At 61.8% G+C, this 17,347-nt stretch carries 18 protein-coding genes; 4 read left to right on the top strand and 14 right to left on the bottom strand.

All coding sequences use genetic code 11. From position 1 onward, the window contains the following. Nucleotides 1-99: 99 nt before the first annotated feature. The 5 genes from ACIQTS_RS01145 to ACIQTS_RS01165 form a co-directional block, all read right to left on the bottom strand. Entirely contained in the window at nucleotides 100-1,089 is a 990-nt protein-coding gene (locus tag ACIQTS_RS01145; RefSeq protein WP_332728460.1) for a Clp protease N-terminal domain-containing protein, read from the bottom strand. After that, nucleotides 1,086-1,331, bottom strand: coding sequence for a hypothetical protein (locus ACIQTS_RS01150; protein ID WP_015771057.1), 246 nt, complete (start codon nucleotides 1,329-1,331; stop codon nucleotides 1,086-1,088). Before ACIQTS_RS01150 ends, ACIQTS_RS01145 begins: the two co-directional genes overlap by 4 nt. A gap of 227 nt (nucleotides 1,332-1,558) precedes the next feature. Then, a complete protein-coding gene (locus tag ACIQTS_RS01155; protein WP_402470610.1) occupies nucleotides 1,559-2,161 on the bottom strand; it encodes a GNAT family N-acetyltransferase in 603 nt (200 codons plus the stop codon). Further along, nucleotides 2,158-2,763: a TetR/AcrR family transcriptional regulator gene (locus tag ACIQTS_RS01160; protein WP_402470612.1), complete on the bottom strand. Its 606-nt coding sequence runs from the start codon at nucleotides 2,761-2,763 to the stop codon at nucleotides 2,158-2,160. Before ACIQTS_RS01160 ends, ACIQTS_RS01155 begins: the two co-directional genes overlap by 4 nt. Nucleotides 2,764-3,376: 613 nt before the next feature. Continuing rightward, the gene (locus ACIQTS_RS01165) at nucleotides 3,377-3,736 is read right to left on the bottom strand and encodes a MerR family transcriptional regulator (protein ID WP_402470615.1); all 360 of its coding nucleotides are present in this window, start codon (nucleotides 3,734-3,736) and stop codon (nucleotides 3,377-3,379) included. Between the two features lie 174 nt (nucleotides 3,737-3,910). Here ACIQTS_RS01165 and ACIQTS_RS01170 point away from each other — a divergent pair, with 174 nt between their 5' ends. Both ACIQTS_RS01170 and ACIQTS_RS01175 read left to right on the top strand, forming a co-directional pair. Further along, entirely contained in the window at nucleotides 3,911-5,242 is a 1,332-nt protein-coding gene (locus tag ACIQTS_RS01170; protein WP_402470619.1) for an NtaA/DmoA family FMN-dependent monooxygenase, read from the top strand. Between the two features lie 297 nt (nucleotides 5,243-5,539). Then, complete coding sequence (locus ACIQTS_RS01175) at nucleotides 5,540-6,127, top strand: GNAT family N-acetyltransferase (protein ID WP_388022628.1); 588 nt, start codon at nucleotides 5,540-5,542, stop codon at nucleotides 6,125-6,127. A gap of 397 nt (nucleotides 6,128-6,524) precedes the next feature. Here ACIQTS_RS01175 and ACIQTS_RS01180 read toward each other — a convergent pair whose 3' ends face one another. The 5 genes from ACIQTS_RS01180 to ACIQTS_RS01200 all read right to left on the bottom strand — a co-directional run bounded on the left by ACIQTS_RS01180 (nucleotide 6,525) and on the right by ACIQTS_RS01200 (nucleotide 10,435). Beyond that, a complete protein-coding gene (locus ACIQTS_RS01180; protein WP_105657576.1) occupies nucleotides 6,525-6,818 on the bottom strand; it encodes a DUF4287 domain-containing protein in 294 nt (97 codons plus the stop codon). Between the two features lie 706 nt (nucleotides 6,819-7,524). Then, nucleotides 7,525-8,364, bottom strand: a complete 840-nt coding sequence (locus ACIQTS_RS01185) for an alpha/beta fold hydrolase (protein ID WP_402470621.1) — start codon at nucleotides 8,362-8,364, stop codon at nucleotides 7,525-7,527. 73 nt (nucleotides 8,365-8,437) lie between these two features. After that, nucleotides 8,438-9,205, bottom strand: coding sequence for an SCO1664 family protein (locus ACIQTS_RS01190; protein WP_402470624.1), 768 nt, complete (start codon nucleotides 9,203-9,205; stop codon nucleotides 8,438-8,440). Further along, nucleotides 9,202-9,741, bottom strand: a complete 540-nt coding sequence (locus ACIQTS_RS01195; protein WP_332594880.1) for a DUF3090 domain-containing protein — start codon at nucleotides 9,739-9,741, stop codon at nucleotides 9,202-9,204. The genes ACIQTS_RS01190 and ACIQTS_RS01195 overlap by 4 nt, the downstream gene beginning before the upstream one ends. 10 nt (nucleotides 9,742-9,751) lie before the next feature. After that, nucleotides 9,752-10,435 carry an MSMEG_4193 family putative phosphomutase gene (locus ACIQTS_RS01200; RefSeq protein ID WP_332727113.1) on the bottom strand — a complete coding sequence of 228 codons (684 nt, stop codon included), beginning with the start codon at nucleotides 10,433-10,435 and terminating at the stop codon, nucleotides 9,752-9,754. Between the two features lie 367 nt (nucleotides 10,436-10,802). On the opposite strand from ACIQTS_RS01200, the gene ACIQTS_RS01205 reads away from it, so the two are divergent. Beyond that, the gene (locus tag ACIQTS_RS01205) at nucleotides 10,803-11,768 is read left to right on the top strand and encodes an RluA family pseudouridine synthase (protein ID WP_402470628.1); all 966 of its coding nucleotides are present in this window, start codon (nucleotides 10,803-10,805) and stop codon (nucleotides 11,766-11,768) included. 29 nt (nucleotides 11,769-11,797) lie between these two features. Next, nucleotides 11,798-12,661: an MBL fold metallo-hydrolase gene (locus tag ACIQTS_RS01210; RefSeq protein ID WP_402470631.1), complete on the top strand. Its 864-nt coding sequence runs from the start codon at nucleotides 11,798-11,800 to the stop codon at nucleotides 12,659-12,661. A 66-nt stretch (nucleotides 12,662-12,727) separates the two neighbouring features. Here ACIQTS_RS01210 and ACIQTS_RS01215 read toward each other — a convergent pair whose 3' ends face one another. The 4 genes from ACIQTS_RS01215 to ACIQTS_RS01230 form a co-directional block, all read right to left on the bottom strand. Further along, nucleotides 12,728-13,192 (bottom strand): phage tail protein, encoded by a 465-nt coding sequence (locus ACIQTS_RS01215; RefSeq protein WP_402470634.1) that lies wholly within the window; start codon nucleotides 13,190-13,192, stop codon nucleotides 12,728-12,730. Nucleotides 13,193-13,255: 63 nt separating this feature from the next. Continuing rightward, nucleotides 13,256-14,455 carry an acyl-CoA dehydrogenase family protein gene (locus ACIQTS_RS01220; RefSeq protein WP_402470637.1) on the bottom strand — a complete coding sequence of 400 codons (1,200 nt, stop codon included), beginning with the start codon at nucleotides 14,453-14,455 and terminating at the stop codon, nucleotides 13,256-13,258. Further along, nucleotides 14,452-16,038 carry a fatty acyl-CoA synthetase gene (locus ACIQTS_RS01225; RefSeq protein WP_402470640.1) on the bottom strand — a complete coding sequence of 529 codons (1,587 nt, stop codon included), beginning with the start codon at nucleotides 16,036-16,038 and terminating at the stop codon, nucleotides 14,452-14,454. The genes ACIQTS_RS01220 and ACIQTS_RS01225 overlap by 4 nt, the downstream gene beginning before the upstream one ends. 30 nt (nucleotides 16,039-16,068) lie before the next feature. Further along, complete coding sequence (locus tag ACIQTS_RS01230; protein ID WP_400288756.1) at nucleotides 16,069-17,217, bottom strand: acetyl-CoA C-acetyltransferase; 1,149 nt, start codon at nucleotides 17,215-17,217, stop codon at nucleotides 16,069-16,071. Between the last annotated feature and the right edge of the window lie 130 nt (nucleotides 17,218-17,347).

The raw sequence follows: 17,347 nt of genomic DNA on the forward strand, positions 1-17,347 counted from the left end.
CGTTCCGCTTCAATGTCCCGCTCAAGTGCCCGGATCTCCCTGTGGAGATCCGGGCACTTGATCTATGTGCGACCAGCAGGCGAGTCGCCGTGCCTGGGACTAGCGAAATGTTCGGCTGATCGCGCTGCCGGTCTGGAACAGGGTGATCCACACTAGGAACTTCTGGACTGGACGCAGCGGCCATGCGACAAGTCCTCGCCACCCTTGGCGTCGCGACCAGGACCTGCTGATCCGCAGCTGTGTGCCACCGGTCGCGTTCGCCAAGGTGAATTCAGCCAGAATCGAATTACCCTGCGCGACGTCGGGATAGCCAAAGCTCCATGCGATCCTGTCCGGTTGGTGAATTGCGATGAGCTCAACACTGCGTCGACGAAACTGAGGCTTGATCTTCACAGGTTTGCCGTCTGGATAGATTGCGGGTGCCGTGCCCTCCCAGACCGTACCCGGCATCGCTTCTTGACCGGTCTGGTCGAGGGTGCCGATGCTCGGTTCCCACTCGGGGATACGTGCGGGATCTGTGAGGAACGCCCACACTTCGTCCAGTGGTGCGGATACGAAAGTCTCAATCGTTCCCGTGGTCCGCCCCTTCACTTTCGCTGCAAAGGGCATGGACTTCATAGAGGGCGAGTCGGCCCGATCGAGGCGTTCGATGAGCGCATCGGATGTTGTGCCAAGGCGGCCGAGGATATCCGTGATCAGGCCGCTGGGCTCTCCGACGAGTTCCCGGAGAACGGCGGCAGCGTCGCCCGACTTGCCTTTGCTGCTGGATTTCGCGATGAGGTCCCGAGCGGGACGAGTCCACTCGTACCCATCCGTCTCATGGAACACGATGCGCCCGGCCTCGGGGAACGACGCCTCGATGCCGAGTGAAGCCAGCTGTGCATCACGTTGGTCCTCGACGGCGAGACGGGCGCTGTCAATGTCGATACCCAGCTCGCGCAGTGCGCGGCCGGCAGACTGGTCGTTGATGACCAATGCGAGGAACAGGTGGTCGATGTCGGCTTCGCGGAGCCCGAGCCGGGATGCTTCCTCCATGGCGGCCAGGGAAAGCGATTGGCTGGTCTGAGCGGCGCGGACGAGTTTGTTCATCTGTTCCTCCTGGGTGTCGAGATCGCGGGGTCAATTCTTTTGGAGTGCTTCTTGTGGGCAGCTTGTCGCGTCACTCCGAGCGCGTCGGCGATCTCCTGCCAACTCATGCCCGAACGCAACGCGGCCTCGACCTGCCGAAGTTCCAAGGTGTCCGCAAGCACGCGCAAGGACGCTACGGCCCGCAATCCTGCTTTCGGGTCGCTGGTATCGGCTGCTACTGTTGCGATCCGCGGAGACTCCATGTCGTCAACCTATGTTGCTAAGTGGCCGGATGTCAACCTGGGTTGCCTATTTGCTCGGCGAGTTTGGTGTTCGCAGGGCCAAGAGAGGGTCGACGCTTCGGGGATTCGCCGGGTACTGAGAGGTTGGTAAGAGCGGCGACGTGGTGGAGTTTAGATTTTCGAACTAGAGTGCGGACTTGAGGACAGCCCAGAAGCGCGCTTCCGGGCCTGTCGAGCCCGGACGCTCTTCAAGCATCAGCCTGAGCGCGGTTGAGCCCCATGGAGACATACGCGGAGAACCCCGCTCGCTTCGCGAACTTGATGCGTCGCCGCTGTGTCTCGGTGAAGCCGAGCTTGGCGTACAGCCCGAGGGCGGGGGTGTTGGTGTCCTTGATGTCGCGCAGCACGAACTTGTCGGAGGGCAGTTCCAGGAGCCGGCGCATCAGCGCAGTGGCTACGCCTTTGCCCTGATGCTGCGGCGCTGTCGTGACGAACGCAATCTCCGTCAGACCGGTGCGGGCACCGTCATAGGCCCCCATGAATCGACTGCGGATGATCCGATAGCTGATCATGCCGTGTATTGGACCGAGCACGCGCTGGAGCTCGCGCCGATCCGGCTCGAAGCACTCCTGCTCGCCTTCGGTGACGACCGCGACCGCGGCGGGCTCGCCGTCGACGAGCGCGACGTGGAAGCGCTCCAGGATGAGCATCGGGGCGAACGCGTCGGCAAGCACACTGGGGTCCTTGGAGAAGAACGCGAAATCCTCGGCGAACCCTTGCGTGAGAACTTCAGCGATCCTGTGCCGATACCCCTCACCCAGTTCGTCTGCGCGCGCGACTTCGATCTTCATCGGGGTCCTCCTGTGAACATTCGTAGGATCAGCTCGACATCGGGCTCCGCAAATCCCTCCCGAAGAGCAACGTGCATCGTCGTTATACCGGCAAGCATGGCGAAGTAGTGAGAAGTCATTCGGGTTGGGTCTCCCGCGGTGATTTGGCCTGCGGCCTGGCCTCGACTGATGAGCAAGGCGAAGGCCCGCCAGAGCGTCCCCTGCGTTGCGGCCAGTCGCGCCGCAGTCCCCTCAGGAGTGTCCGTCGAGAAGCCCTGGTTGATCACCATGTAGAACTCGGCCGCGCCGTTGTTCGCTGCGAGGTCTGCCACGTATACCTCGGTGAAGGATCGGATCATGGAGAGCGGATCCCCTTCGGTCGAGAGCTGAACGGCGACAGCCCCGAGCCCGCGTGAGGCCTGATCGATTAGTTCATCGAACAGTTCTTCCTTGCTCGCATAGTGCCGGTAGATCGACCCAGTGCTGATCCCCGCCTCGACGGCGATCTGACGCATGTTCGTGGCCGCGAAACCACGGTGCGCGAAGACCCGGACGGCGGCCGTCTCCACAGCAGCGCGTGTGGCTGAACGCAACGCTTCATTCTGTTCCGTCGTCCGCGGCACGAAAATCCTTTCAATGAATTTCTGTTCATTTTATGCTTCGATCGCAGACGGCACAACTCTGTGCTCTTCCTGGGCTGGTGCCCGCGAGGTGCCAGGTGGTCGGTGGATTGATTCGTGGCACCGGTTCGGCACCCAGCGGTTGGTAGTGCCGGAACTCGGTGGAGTTCCGCTTCAACGTGCAATTCTCATGTCTCAATCGCCCTCGATTTCTTTTGGAGCCGGGGGTGATTTTTTGCCTCGTGCCATTGATTCATCACGAAGTGGCGCCGGAAGGAAAGCTCCTCCACATTAGCGATGCCGTTCAAGGTGCATGGGCCTTTTCCCTTATGGGGCAACGCCGCAAGCAGGCTGAGGAACCAGGTCCCGCGTTGCGGCGATTTAACCGACGGTCTGGGAGCCGGATCCGCGCGGCAATCCGGACGAACTCCGCCCTGCGCTCTAGAGCTCTTACTTGGGTGGAGCCCCGAAGCGCGATTAGGGACCTGTTGAATTCATGGGCACTCAAGTATCGGCCTGAGCTCCCTGCGGCCACTGCCCGCGGCGCGCAAGGAGCTGCCCTGCCGATCATGCCCCGCAGGGGACGGGATTCTCCGGCGCCTTGTGCGTGCGGAAGTCAGGCGCGATCCATCGCGTCGATGTATCGCGTCAGCGCGTCGCTGTTCTGCTGGAGCAGGACGATGCGCTCGGCCAGCTTGTCGCGCTGTTCGACGAGCATCGCGCGCAGTTCGGGATCGGGATCGGCAACGATCGTGCTGCCAATGTCGTTCAGGCACGGCAGCATGTCGCGGATGATCCGGGTGGGGACCCCTGAGTCGAGCAGCCTGCGGATTTTCAGCACGCGCTCCACGAGATATTCGTCGTAATCGCGGTACCCGTTCTCCAGCCGCAGCGGCGTGATGAGTCCCTGCTCCTCGTAGTACCGGAGCATGCGCGTGGGCACCCCAGTTCGATTGGCCAGCTCGCCGATCCGCATTCCAGTTCTCCTTCACATCCATGTCAAGGATAGGGTCGGAACCGCCTCCCGGCCACGGCAGCTCTCCGCGAATCCGCCCGCAGGCTGCGCAGTCTGCCTTGGTGCCAGAGTCCGCGGGCCTGCAGGCACGGTAATTTGACCTTTACATGGATGTCAATCTTCGATGATGGTTCCATGAACAAGGAACAACGCAAGATGATTCTCGGCTTGTCGCTGACTGACGGCTACGGCACCCTGCCCGGTGCCTGGCGGGCACCGCACGTCGACCCCGGAAACTACTCGAAGGTCGAGGCGAACATTCGCTACGCCCAAGCCGCCGAGCGCGGTGGCTTCTCGTTCGTATTCACGCCCGACTTCCCGGCCGTGCGGGGCAGCCTCGAGCATTCGACCGTCAGCAACATCATGGATCCGCTCATGGAGGCGGCCGCGATCTCGCAAGCGACGAACAACATCGGTTTCGTGCTCACGGGGTCCACAACGTTCCAGGAACCGTTCAACACGGCCCGGCAGTTCAAGACGCTGGACATCATGAGCCGTGGCCGCGCCGGCTGGAACGCCGTCACGACGAGCGACCAGCTCGTCGCGTCGAACTACGGCAAGCCCGTCGCGGACCGTGCCGAGCGATACCAGCGCGCCCATGAATCGATCCAGATCGTGCAGTCGCTCTGGGGCAGCTGGGAGATGGATGCCTGGATCAAGGACCAGGAATCGGGCCGCTTCATCGACCCCGCGAAGCTGCAGCCGATCAACCTCAGCGGCGAGTACGTCGCGTCCCGCGGGCCGCTCGCGTTGCCGCCGTCGGAGCAAGGCCAGCCCGTCGTCTTCACCTCGGGAGGACCGAGCCCGCATCTGCTCGAGCTGGCGGGGCGCTATGCGAGCGGCTTCATCACGGAGGTGTGGACGATCGAGGAGGCTCGCGCTGCGCGCAGGGCGCTGCGCCGGGCCGCCGAGGAAGCTGGCCGCAACCCCGACGACGTGAAGTTCATCGTCGGCATCATGACCACAGTGTCCCCAACGGTACGTGAAGGGCTCGACCGGCGCCTGTCGATGTCAGGCAAGGTCATGGAGGCGCGCCTGCCGCACCTCAGCGCGATGATCGGTGTGCCGATCCTGCCCGAGCGCATCGACAAGCCGCTCACGCCCGAACAGCTGGCCAGCGCTCACGCCTCACCGCAGGACCCGCGCTCCGGGATCGCGCTCAAGGTGGCGCGCGAGGGGTGGTCGCCGCGCGACATCCTCGCGCACGGCGTGATCGACTACCATCCCGTGACCGTAGGGCCGGGAACGGTGCACGCCGATCACCTGCAGGAATGGTTCGTGGCCGGTGCCGCCGACGGCTTCTGGCTGTCGCCCGATGTCTATGAGGACGGCGTTGACGCGTTCGTCGACGAGGTCGTGCCGATCCTGCGCGAACGCGGCCTGTATCCCGAGGACTACGTGGGATCCACGTTGCGCGAGAACCTCGGCGTCCCCGGCCAGTACGGACTCGGCGAATGGCTGAAGTAATCACGTCTGATCGGATGCCTGCGAACTCGCTCGTGTTGGTGCCGCTGGTCGCGCCGCTCGTCTGATTGCGGGTCGTGAGAGCCGAGGTTGGCCTGTGCCGGAACCTCGTGGAGTCCAGGGATAATGTATAGTCGCGTTCCAGGCTGACTACTGGATGAGCTGCGCCAGACAGAGGGCAGGATCCGCGCATTGGTGCGGGATGCGGGCAAGGGAAATATGGCAGGAGACAGGAATCCGTATCGCACGCATACTCCTGATACTTGAAGCAGTTACCGGAATCCAAAAGGAGGCCTGTCGTTGACGCGAGCAGACGATTCGAGCGAAGCCCCGATACTTGAAACTGCGCTGGAGATTGTTGCGCACGCAGAACTGGCAGAACAAGATGCCGCAGAGCTTCGCAGACTGTTCGATGCCGAGTACCTGCGGGATGCCGGCATCTGGGATCCGGATCTGCCATATGGCTATGCCCCGCATGATTTCCACATCATGGCCCGGTGCAAAGGCGAGGTTGTCGGCCATGTCGGGTGGGCGCGACGCACGATCGGTGTGGGAGGCCGCGGCCTTGTCGTTGCAGGTGTGGGTGGAGTGCTGGTTTCCGAGCGCGCGCGGGGCCGCGGCCTAGGCGGGATCCTGATGAATCTCGTGGCTTCGTCGATGGTTGATGCCGGCGGGATTGCGTTCGGCTATCTCGGTTGCCGCGAGGAGGTGGCCGCTTTCTACAGCTCGTGCGGATGGACTCGGATTTCCGCTGCCGAGCGTTCGATTAGCCGTGGAGGCCACGCAATTTACGACCCGCCGGGCCAACCTCTGCTTATTCTGCCCATCGAGTCCCAGCTTGCTTCCTGGCCAGAAGGTGAAGTCGACCTTCGCGGGCGGGCGTGGTGACGCCCAAGCGGTATCCTGCGCAGGATATGACCGGGCTTGGCGATAGCCCGGGCTATTTTTCACGGTCGATGTTGTCTATCCCCACAGCTCAACATACCGTTGGAAGAAATAGGACCGAGCGCTAGGGAAGTGGAGGCAGATCGAATGAGGAAACTTCCCAAGGTAGCCTGGCTACGAGTCTCGGTGTACCTTGGCATCTCGATTTTGGGGCTGGCCTTGTTCCTTGCGTGCTATTGCATGATTTCCGGCCGGTCGCTCGCCGAGGCTCTTGGCAGCTTCTGGATCGCGATAGCAATTGCTCTTGCTACATCCGCTATCACTGCGGTCCGCGACCAACGGCAAGACACTGGAACCGAGTACTCCGAGCCGGAACTATAGCCCCTGCCTTTCGGCTGGTTCAGTTGGAAGGCTTAGTTGCGATGCCGTCGAGCCACAGAACATCTGATTCGTCATTGTGCTTGCCTCCGGATCCAACGTGCTTGCTGGAGATATTCGGTCCCTTTTGAATGACATGGACCATCGCCATGCCGTGGCCCCGGCCCAGCTGGTAGTCCTCCTTGAGCCATGCCAGGATCTCTGCTGCTTTGACCCCTTCTTGGCCAAGGCCTTTCTCACGGGCGATCTCGATTAGCTGGCGAGCAGTGAGCCCGGTCTTCATTTCTATGGTGTCCAGATAGGCTTGAAATGACATGGAGAAACCTCTCGAAGGCATGAATAGGTGCCTCGAATACTAGACCTAATCCCACGCCGCGCATAGAAGTAGTAGCCGGAGGATGCCACGCGGCCAGCGCACGAGAACCACGGTGTGCTCCACGACTGGCATCCTTGCGGCCTTCCGCGTCTAATCGCCACCAGTGATGGCGCCCTGATCGGCAGCAACCAGGCTGGTTGAAATGACCCGCAGGCAAGTAAAGACGCATTTCTCGGGACAGTGGAGAACAGCTGCCCGCAAGTGCTGAAGCCTAGTTCCGTTCGCTGAATTCCAACGTGTAATTCTCCGCCGTTGGCAGGTGCCCGGGATCGTCTTCAAACGGCCTGTAATCGACTGAATGCAGGTATCCGGCAACAACCCAGAGATCCAGATGCCCCAGCTCCTTGCCATCTTTTGAAACGAGAACAGTGGAGAATGGGCCACCACCATGCCGGACGCTTTGGCAATCGCGTTTGCTTGTGAAGGAAATCGAGAAGCACTCGCATTCTTTGAACTGGTAGCCGCCCCAACGCGCAAACTTCAGTTGCTGTCGAGCCTTTGCTGATACAGCATCTGTGCCGCTGCAGAGCAAGGCCAGCAGCTCTAGTTCAGCAGGTCGAAGTTCTCCGCCTGGGACTCGCTTAGGTCGGTTATCCATGGGGACAGCCTATATTGCCCTGTGACTAGGAATTGCATCGCTACGTTCCTAGAGCAGCAGCATCGAAGAAGCTACCTCGGGGATCGCCGAAGACGGAATGGCAGTTGAAGCGTTTTCAAGGACGAGCAAGGAAGCGTTCGGGATTTCTTCGGCTAGCACTATGCCGTTGCCGACGGGGAAGAACGGATCCTTTGCACCGTGAACCACCAAGGTGGGGATATCGAGCTCGGACAGCCGCTCGCGCCAGCGCGGAGTGCAGTCCAGCTTGGAAAAGACGATCCCGATTTGGTTTGCCAGATGGGCTTCTGCCTCTGCGCTTGCCGTACGGTCCCAGATGCGGGAGGCCAAGTCCATGGCAACTTCTGGATCATTGCCTAGAATTTGCGAACCCTCGGCGGAGAATTGGGCAACGGCCGCGCGGTCTGCCCAATCCGGCATAGGGCGGGAAAACAGCTTGCCCATGGTTGCCTGGTCATGATCTGGCAAATCTTTGTCTACCGGTCCGGGAGCTACTGGTCGTGTGCCTATCAGCGTCAGGGCGCCGAATGATTCGGGATGATCCAGCGCCGCAATCTGCGCGATCATGCCGCTGACTCCGATACCGGCTACATGCGCTGGACGGCTATCCAGTAATCTGGCCAGCGCTGCGGCATCAGAGGCCAGATCGCGCAGGTTGTATTCGGGTTTCATCGGGTTCCCGGCCGTTGATTCACCGCAATCCCGCAGGTCGTAGCGAACCACATGGCGCCCGCCAGCGGCCAGGGCCTGGCACAGGGCATCTGGCCAAGCAAGCATGGTGGTTCCGCCGATGAGGAGAACCAATGGATCACTTTTGCTGCCGAAGGATTCGGCACCGAGCTCCACACCGTTGGCTTCAACCGTTCCCATGCGCGACCTGCCTTTGCTATCAGAATCCAAGGATGGCTTGCCTGCCGCCTTGAGGTCAATAGGAATCGGAGTTCTAGAAGAGCGGCCAGGGCACGGCGGGCATCTGCCCCCTATGAGCAGGGAAGTGCCCTTCGCTGCGCAGGGTAGCGCAGCGCTCGGCGAGCGCCGCGATTTCTTCATCGGCTAGCAGCTGGGACAGTTCTTGGCCAAGTTCTGCGTCCAGGGCATCGCTGACCGTCCGGAGGCCGGCCAGTTCTTCTTCACCCAGCGGTTGGCCAACCCAACCCCAAAGCACGGTGCGCAGCTTGTGCTCTGCGTTGAAGCAGAGCCCATGATCGACTCCGTAGCGGTGGCTACCTGGCATGGCTAGAATGTGGTCGCCCTTGCGGTCTGCGTTGTTGACCAGTGCATCGAAGACCGCCATGCGCCGCAGCACAGGTGTATCCTCGTGGATCAACGTCATCTGCTGCCCCGATTCATCCTGCCCATGCAGAATGGTCTTCCAACCGCCAGCTGGCACCATGTCCGCGGCTACGATGTCTACTGGGCGCTGTCCTCGATCAACATCTTGCCATAGCTGCACCATGCCTTCGCCAAACTGCCCTTCGCGCAGCCAAGTGCGCGGGACGAGGTTCCAGCCCAGGGCTTCAGATACGAGGAAGGCGGCAACTTCGCGGTATGCGAGGGTGCCATGGGGAAAATCCCAGAGGGGTTTCTCGCCAGCAATGGGCTTGTAGACCACGCTGTTCTCGCCGATGCTGCCCAGGAAAGTTGCATTGGAGGCGGTGGTGATGCGGCCGGTGAGTTCCAGCTGCGCGGTCAGCAGATCGGGCGAGCTCATTCGCCAGTCTCATCTTTGCAAGTATGCCCATCCGGATCAATCGGATAACCGCAGTTGGCGCACATAGGCCGCCCAGCAGCCACGATCTCATGGGTGCGCATGGCGAAAGCGCGTGCAGTGCCTACGGGCATGCGCACGCGCAGCAGCGCGCCCGGTCCATCTGGATCAAAGTCGGCTTCATCTTCTTCGTTCAAGGAGAAGGCTTCCAGAACTACCTGCGCTACGGTGGCATCCCATCCGAGATTCATGGAACCCACCCGGAAGGACTCGTTGACTTCTTCCAGCGGATCGTTGTCAACCAGTTCCACCGGAGTATGTTCGGGAACGCTGAAGGGGTTGCCCTTGACGGTGGAGAGCTGATCGAGAATCTCGTCAATCATCTCGGCAACCACCGCGGCTTGCTGTTTTTCCAAGGCGATGCTGGACAGTTCCTTGCCGGCTCTTGCCTGGAGGTAGAAGGTGCGGGACCCGGGCTCGCCGATGGTGCCAATGACAATGCGGTCTGGCCAATTGAATTCGTTGACTGTTGCCGTCATTTCGCTCTCCTTAGTGTCCTGCTCCGCCGCCGACTGGGGCATCGGTTGTCTTGATTCCTGGGGCTAGCCAGGAGAGGTCTCCGGCGTCGGTGTTGATGGAATACACGCGAGGCGCACCGGTCCCGTAGTGCACAATTGATGCGGAAGCCGGGCCCACATTCAGTCGCTGGAACAGATCCAAATGCATTCCCAGCGCGTCAGCCAGTACCGACTTGATGATATCGCCATGGCTGAAGGCCGCCCATACCGCTCCGGCACCATGCTCGGCCTCGATGGCCGCGTCATGGCGCCTGATGGCTGCTACTGCCCGGGATTGCATTCCGGCCATGGATTCGCCATCCGGGAAGGTCACCGAGGACGGAGCTGACTGCACTGCTTTCCAGAGGTCTTCGGCGGCCAAGTCCTGCAGCGTGCGGCCTTGCCACTGGCCGTAGTCGCATTCCGAGAGTTCGGGTTCAATCAGCAATTGCGCCGCTGGGCTTTGCCGCTGCATGGCGAACTCCGCCGTCTGCACACAGCGTTCCAGCGGGCTTGAGACAACGCCAGCCAAGGGGAGCGCTGCTAGGCGTTCGGCGGTACGAATCGCCTGTTCTTCGCCGGTTTGGTCGAGGAATACTGAGGGGGTGCGTCCGGCCAGTACGCCGGTGGCGTTGGCGGTAGTGCGTCCGTGCCGCACAAGGATTACTGTGGCCATGAACCCAGCCTAGTCATGGAGATGGTGGCAAGCGACTCCTGGGCTGAAAACAGGACCGGGGCTTCGAAGAGCCCGGCAGGTTCTGGAGGTGCGGTACCTTCACCCGTTGCACCCTTGCTGCAACGCGAGGGTCAGGGCTGATCATTGGTTCGCCGAGCGAACGCTATGGCTCGATGAGCGCCGGGCGAGGTGTGAGTTCAGTCCTCATAACAGCGCCTTTGTTCGTACCGGCTCACGGCATCGGGGTACCATGAAAGTTGGCCAATTCGGGGCGGCAGCTCCCGGAAGTCCCTTGCAAATGACTCGTCGAAAGCGGCGACGCCATGATCCACCACTGGATGTGGCCTTATAAACGGAGTGATAATTCTTGTCTGGAGTCCTCCAGCAGCCAGCGTCAGAACAGCGGTCTGATTCCAAGACACGCACCATCCTTGTCGACGGCGAGCATGCTGGCCGGCGGATCGAGAAGTTCCTCCGGGTCCAGCTCAAGACGGTGCCCGCCGGGCAGCTTTTCCGGCTGATGCGCAAAGGGCAACTGCGTGTTAACGGCAAGAAAGTCCAGGAAGGCTACCGGCTAGCCGTAAACGACCAGATCACGCTGCCGGCGCTATATGCAGAACAGGGCGTGGCACCAGCCTTCGATGTCCCGGCACCATTGCTCAATCGGCTACGCAACTGCGTCCTGCACGAAGACCGGGACGTCCTGGTGATTGACAAGCCTGCCGGCGTCGCCGTGCACCGGGGAACCGATGTTCCTGCGGGGGTTATCGAAGCTTTCCGCCAGTTGCGCCCCGAGCTGCCGGACCTGGAATTGAGCCACCGGCTGGATCGCGATACTTCCGGGCTGCTGGTGTTGGCGAAGACCCCGAGCATGCTGCGCTACCTGCATGAGATGCTTCGGGAGAGCGAAGAGGAGATAGAACGCCACTACCTTGCGCTCGTTGCAGGGCATTGGAGCGAAAAGACCGAAACGATCCACTCGCCGCTGCTGCGCCGTGCCGACAAGGTCGTGGTTGATCCGAACGGTCAGCGAGCCGAAACCCATGTCACCGTGAAGCAGCGCGTAGGCCAGCGCGCCACCATTCTGGATGTGCAGCTGATGACCGGACGCAAGCACCAGATCCGGGTCCACCTGCAAAGCGAAGGCCATCCGATTGCAGGAGACGACCGGTATGGCTTCGCGAAGTTCAACCGCCGCGTCGAACAGCTTGGGGGTCGCGGGCTGTTCCTGCATGCGACTAAGCTGGTGATTCCCAAGCCCGACGGCCAGGAACTGGTGATCGAGGCACCCATGCCGCAGCGCTGGAAGCAGTTGCTGAAGGCAGGGCTATAGCCCGAGCAAGGCTGGCAAGAGGGGAAAAGATGGCTGAAGGACCCTGGAAGCACGTTGCCGAGGGAGTATTCCAGCGCAGATATGATCCGTTGGATATTACCGTGGGAGCGGTGCACGGCGGGCAAGGCGTGACGATCATCGATACCCGCAACAACGCACCCGAAGCACAAGAAATCCTTGACGAAGCCACAACGCAATTCGGACTGCCGATCGTTGCCGTGATCAACACCCACGCGCATTATGACCACACCTTCGGCAACCAGCTCTTTGCCCAGCGGGGAATCCCGATTTACGGCCATCACCGGATCCCCGCGCACTTCGAGCAGTTCGAGAAGCCCCGGCTTGAAATGGTGCAGCGCTCGCCGGAAATCGAGCCTGAAATGAATTGGGGCGGTGTAACGCTGACGCCGCCTAGCCACTTGCTGGCCGAACCCTGCACGGCAAATCTAGGCGGACGGGAAGTTGAACTGATCCCGCTGGGTGCTGGGCATACCGACACCGACCTTGCGATCCATATTCCTGATGCCAAGGCATGGTTCCTTGACGACATCATCGAGCAGTCTGGTCCACCGATGTTCGACTCGGACGCCTATCCGATGAAGTGGCCTATGGTGCTCCAATCCCTGCTAGCGCGCATCCAGCCGGGAGACGTGATTGTTCCAGGCCATGGAGAGCCCGTCGACCGGGAATTCGTCGTTCGGCAAATGCACTGCTTCGAGCTGCTCGCCACGACCCTGGGTTCGGCTCATGAGAACGGTGCGGCAATCACGGACATTGCGTTCCCTGCAGAGCTGCAAGAACTGTGGCCTGCCGATTTCCTTCTCGAAGCTGCCAAGGATGCCTACGCGCAGCTGCCGGGTAACGCGAAGGAATCAAGAAAGCGCGGCGATTGAAGCCAGAGCACTAAATGACCTCACGGCCGGCACGCGCCTGAGGGCAGCGGCGGAATGGGCGAAATGTCAGTATTCGTTCTTGATCACGAAGTACGAGCCGCGGATGGTCCCTGCAAGCTTGGACTTCTGGCGGGCGAACTTGAACTTCCCTTCCAGCTCGTTGGGCACAGCCATGCCATCGGAAAGCTTGAAGCCCACGGCGCGCTTCTCGCTGGGATCCAGGCCGTAGAGAACATTGATGGATAAGCCGGACTCGTAGAAGACATAGGCGCGCTTGGCGCCATCCGCCTCGAACACAGTTGCCTGCAATGGCTTCGATGCGATGTGCAAGTCGCGTTCCTGCGCCAGAATCGTGTGCACCCAAGCTATGGCTTCCCTAGCGTCGTCTGCTTGCTCCACGGCAAAGTCGTGGTTGAACTTGTTCTTCAGATAGCGCGCTTCGTTGGCGCGCAAGCCTGCCAGCGCGTCAGCAACAGGCGAAGTCTCAAGACCGTGGGTGGATACGTCTTTGAAATCGACAAGGTATGGCATGGGCATCCCTTCCGGCGTTGGCCCCGTGGATTCGGTAATTCGTTGTTATCGTACTCCGCGAAGCTAGCCGAAGGCACTGAATCCGGTCAGATCCCTGCCGAGGATCAACGCCTGCACAGACTCGGTTCCCTCATAGGTATGCAAGGCTTCGATATCGCCGAAATGGCGAATCACGTGATTTTCCAGCAAGATTCCATTGCCGCCGAGCAGGTCGCGGGCGGCGGCTGCCACCCGGCGGGCAGCCCTGGTGTTGTGGTACTTCAGCAGCGAAGCTTGCGTGTCTTTCAACCGGCCGGCAGCCTGGGCGCCGGCCACGGCCACGCACTGCAACTGCATATTGGTGATTTCGGCGAGCATCTGCGCCAACCGTTCCTGCACCATCTGGTGCGCGCCCAGGGGTTTGCCGAACTGCGTGCGCTGCTTGGCGTACTGCAGGGCCGCTTCGAAGACGAACTGGGCATGGCCTAGCGCCGACCAGCCAACATTCACCCGGGTTTCAACCAGCGCCCGCGAGACATCCTTGAATGCGCCGGCCCCGGTGAGCCTGGCGGATTCTGGAACGCGAACGTCCGTGAGCCGGATCTCTGCCTGTTCGATCGCGCGAAGCACGCCCTTGCCGCGCACCGGGGAAGCCTCGTAGCCAGGGGCCTGCTGGTCGAGAATGAACCCCTTGACCCGGGAGTCGGCGACGTCGCGTGCCCACACAATGGTGATGCCTCCGGCGGCTCCATTGCCGATCCATTTCTTGTGTCCATTGATGATCCAGTGATCTCCATCGCGCCGGGCACTGGAATCCAGGCCAACAGAGTCCGAGCCATGATGCGGCTCGCTGAGGGCGAAACCACCGAGCAGCTCACCGGAGGCCACGGGTTCCAGATACCTCTCCTGCTGTTCGGGGCTGCCGAAGAATTTCAGGCTGCGCAGCACCAGGCCGCCCTGCACCGCGGCGGCCGCGGCCATCGAACCGTCCGCGCGCGAAAGCTCCATGGCCACTAGGCCCGCGGCCAGCGGGGACAAGTGGGCATGGCCTGGAATCTCAAGACCGTCGGTGAACAAATCGAGTTCGCCCATACGGCGAACCAGATCCAGCGGATAATGCGCGTTCTCCCAATGCTGGTTGATGCTGGGCAGGATCTCTTCTCCGTAGTGCCGGGCGCGGGCCCAATGCTTGCGATCCTCGTCGGTGGCAGCATCGAAGGTGGATAGATAATCGATGTCCAAAGCCGAGGCCAGGTCGTAGGGTGCCCATGGGTCCCGGGTCACTGGGCGCCGCCCGAAGTCTTGTTGCGTTCGGCACGCAGCTGGCGCTTGAGCAATTTGCCCGATTGGTTGCGGGGCAGCTGTGCGGCAAAGTCCACGCGCTTGGGAACCTTGTAGTGCGCCAGCTTGGACTTGACGTGCTCGCGCACCTCTTCGGCGGTGAGCGTGGCGCCGGCCTTGAGCACAATGACCGCGGTCACCGCCTCGATCCAGCGTTCATCATCGATGCCCACCACCGCGACTTCCGCAACTTCGGGCAATTCGTAGATGCAGTCCTCCACTTCGCGCGGGGCCACCAGCACCCCGCCGGTATTGATGACGTCCTTGATGCGATCCACCACCTGGATGTAGCCGCCCTGGTCCATGACCACTTGGTCGCCGGAGCGGAACCAGCCGTCGGCAAATGCCTGCTCGGTTTCCGCCGGCTTGTTCCAGTAGCCGCTCATGACCTGTGCAGAACGGTATTGGATCTCGCCGGGCTCACCGGCACCGGCGAGCTTCCCCTCGGCGGTCATCACGCGCGCCTCGATGAAGAACACCGGGCGGCCGCAGGACGCGGGGCGTGCATCGTGCTCCTCGGGGCGCAGCACCGTGCACAACGGGCCGAGCTCGGACTGGCCAAAGCAGTTGTAGAACCCGATCTGCGGATAGCGGTCGCGCAAGCGGGCCAGCACGGTCACCGGCATGATCGAGGCACCGTACTGCGCCTTGGCCAACGAGCCCAGATCGCGGGTGTCCAGATCCGGGTGATTGCTCAGAGGCACCCAGACGGTGGGGGCCAAGAACAGCGAGCCGATACGTTCGGCTTCCACACGGTCCAGAATTTCGCCGATATCGGGTTTGGCGAGCAAGCGGATGCTGGCACCCAATGACAGATAGGGAAGCAGGAACACATGCATGGCCGCCGAGTGGTAGAGCGGCATCGCGATCAGCGGCCGGTCCGTGCCCTCCAGATCCAAAGCAATAATGGCTGAGACGTACTGGGCCACCAGCGCCGAATGGGTCATCATTGCGCCCTTGGGTGCCGAGGTGGTTCCGGAGGTATAGAGCAGCTGGGCCAGATCCGTGCCGGCCACCGCAGCTCCAGGCGGCGCGGCCTCCACGCTTTCATCCATCGCCGTTTCCAGCACGCTGGTTCCGGTTCCGGGCAGCAGCGGCCAAACATCCTTGACTGCCGGCAGGCCACCGGCATCACGCAGTTCCTGGACCAGTTCGAGGCGGGACTCATCGGCGATGACCAGTGCGGCCCCGGAATCGTGCAGCAGGTAGCGCAACTCGTCGCCCCTGAGCGCGAAGTTCACCGGCACGTGGACCAACCCGGCACTGGCGCAGGCGAGGAACAAGATGGCATAGGCGTCGCTGTTCGCTGCATAGGCAGCAACGCGCGAACCGGCCGGCAGGCCTGCCTGCCGCAACCGGGCAGTCACCCGATTCACCCCGCCGGCCAGCTGGCTGTAGGTCCAGTTCCGTTCCCCGAAGGCCAGAGCATTGTCCGCGGGGCAGCGGGCCACCGAGCGGCGCAGCAGCGCGCCAATGGTGTTCTGGTCATCGGGATTCATCGCCGAGGTGGCGCGCAATGCACTCATGGTAGTTTCCTTTGCGGCGGGTGCGGGTAGCTAGAGGCGTTCGATGATGGTGACGTTGGCTTGGCCGCCGCCCTCGCACATGGTCTGCAGGCCGAAGCGGGTATCGCTGCGTTCCAGCTCATGGAGCAAGGAGGTCATCAGCCGTGCACCGGTGGCACCGATGGGGTGGCCCAGGGCGATGGCGCCGCCATTGACGTTGACCTTGGACATGTCGGCGCCGGTTTCCTGCTGCCAGGCAAGCACTACCGCGGCGAAGGCCTCATTGATTTCAATGCGGTCCATGTCTTCGATGCCCATCCCGGCGCGTGCCAGGGCATGCTTGGTGGCGCGGATCGGGGCCGAAAGCATCATGACCGGGTCATCGCCTCGGGCCGAGATGTGGTGGATGCGGGCGCGGGGTTTCAGCCCATAGCGTTTGACCGCGGCCTCGGAAGCAATGAGCAGCATCGCGGCGCCGTCAGACATCTGCGATGCTGTGGCTGCCGTATGCGCGCCGCCTTCGGCAATCGGTGCCAATGACTGCATCTTGGCACGGTCCACGGGGCGTGGCCCCTCATCTGCAGCCAGGGAATCCAAAGCAAGGATCTCGCGGTCGAAGTATCCTTGCGCCTGGGCGTTCAATGCCCGCTCATGGGAGGCCGCAGCGAAGTCCTCTAGCTGGGTGCGGGTGAGGCTCCAGCGTTCTGCCATCATCTCTGCGCCGCGGAACTGCGAGATTTCCTGCTCGCCGTAGCGCGACGCCCACAGCGTGGAGCCGGTGTAGGGATCGGGGAAGCCGAAGTCCTTGGCGGCGGAGTTGGAATAGGACAGGGGAATGCTCGACATGGACTGGACGCCACCGGCAACCACGAGGTCGCTGCTTCCGCTCATGACTGCTTGGGCCGCGTAGGAGATCGCCTGCTGCCCGGAGCCGCACTGGCGTTCTACCGTTGTCCCGGGGACGTGTTCGGAAAGGCCGGCGGCCAACCATGCGTTGCGGGCGATGTCCATGGCCTGGGGTCCCAGCTGGTCGATGCAGCCGAGGATGATCTCGTCGTATTGCTCGGAATCAATGTTGTTGCGGTTCACCAGTTCGGCCAGCGGCGCGGCGGCGAGATCCAGCGGATGCGTCTGCGCCAGCGATTTCCCACGGCGTCCGACAGGTGTACGCAGCGCATCGATGATGTAGGCCTCGGGCATGGGCTCCTCCAGGAAGTTTTCGAGAAGACTGGAAACGTCTGTTGAACCAACAATGCCCAATTCACCACCGGTTGTCTAGGTCACAATTGCCACGCTTGGCTTGGGAAAATGCCATTGCGCCAAATCCGCT

The organism is Glutamicibacter sp. NPDC090743 (assembly GCF_044769125.1).
GTDB lineage: Bacteria > Actinomycetota > Actinomycetes > Actinomycetales > Micrococcaceae > Glutamicibacter.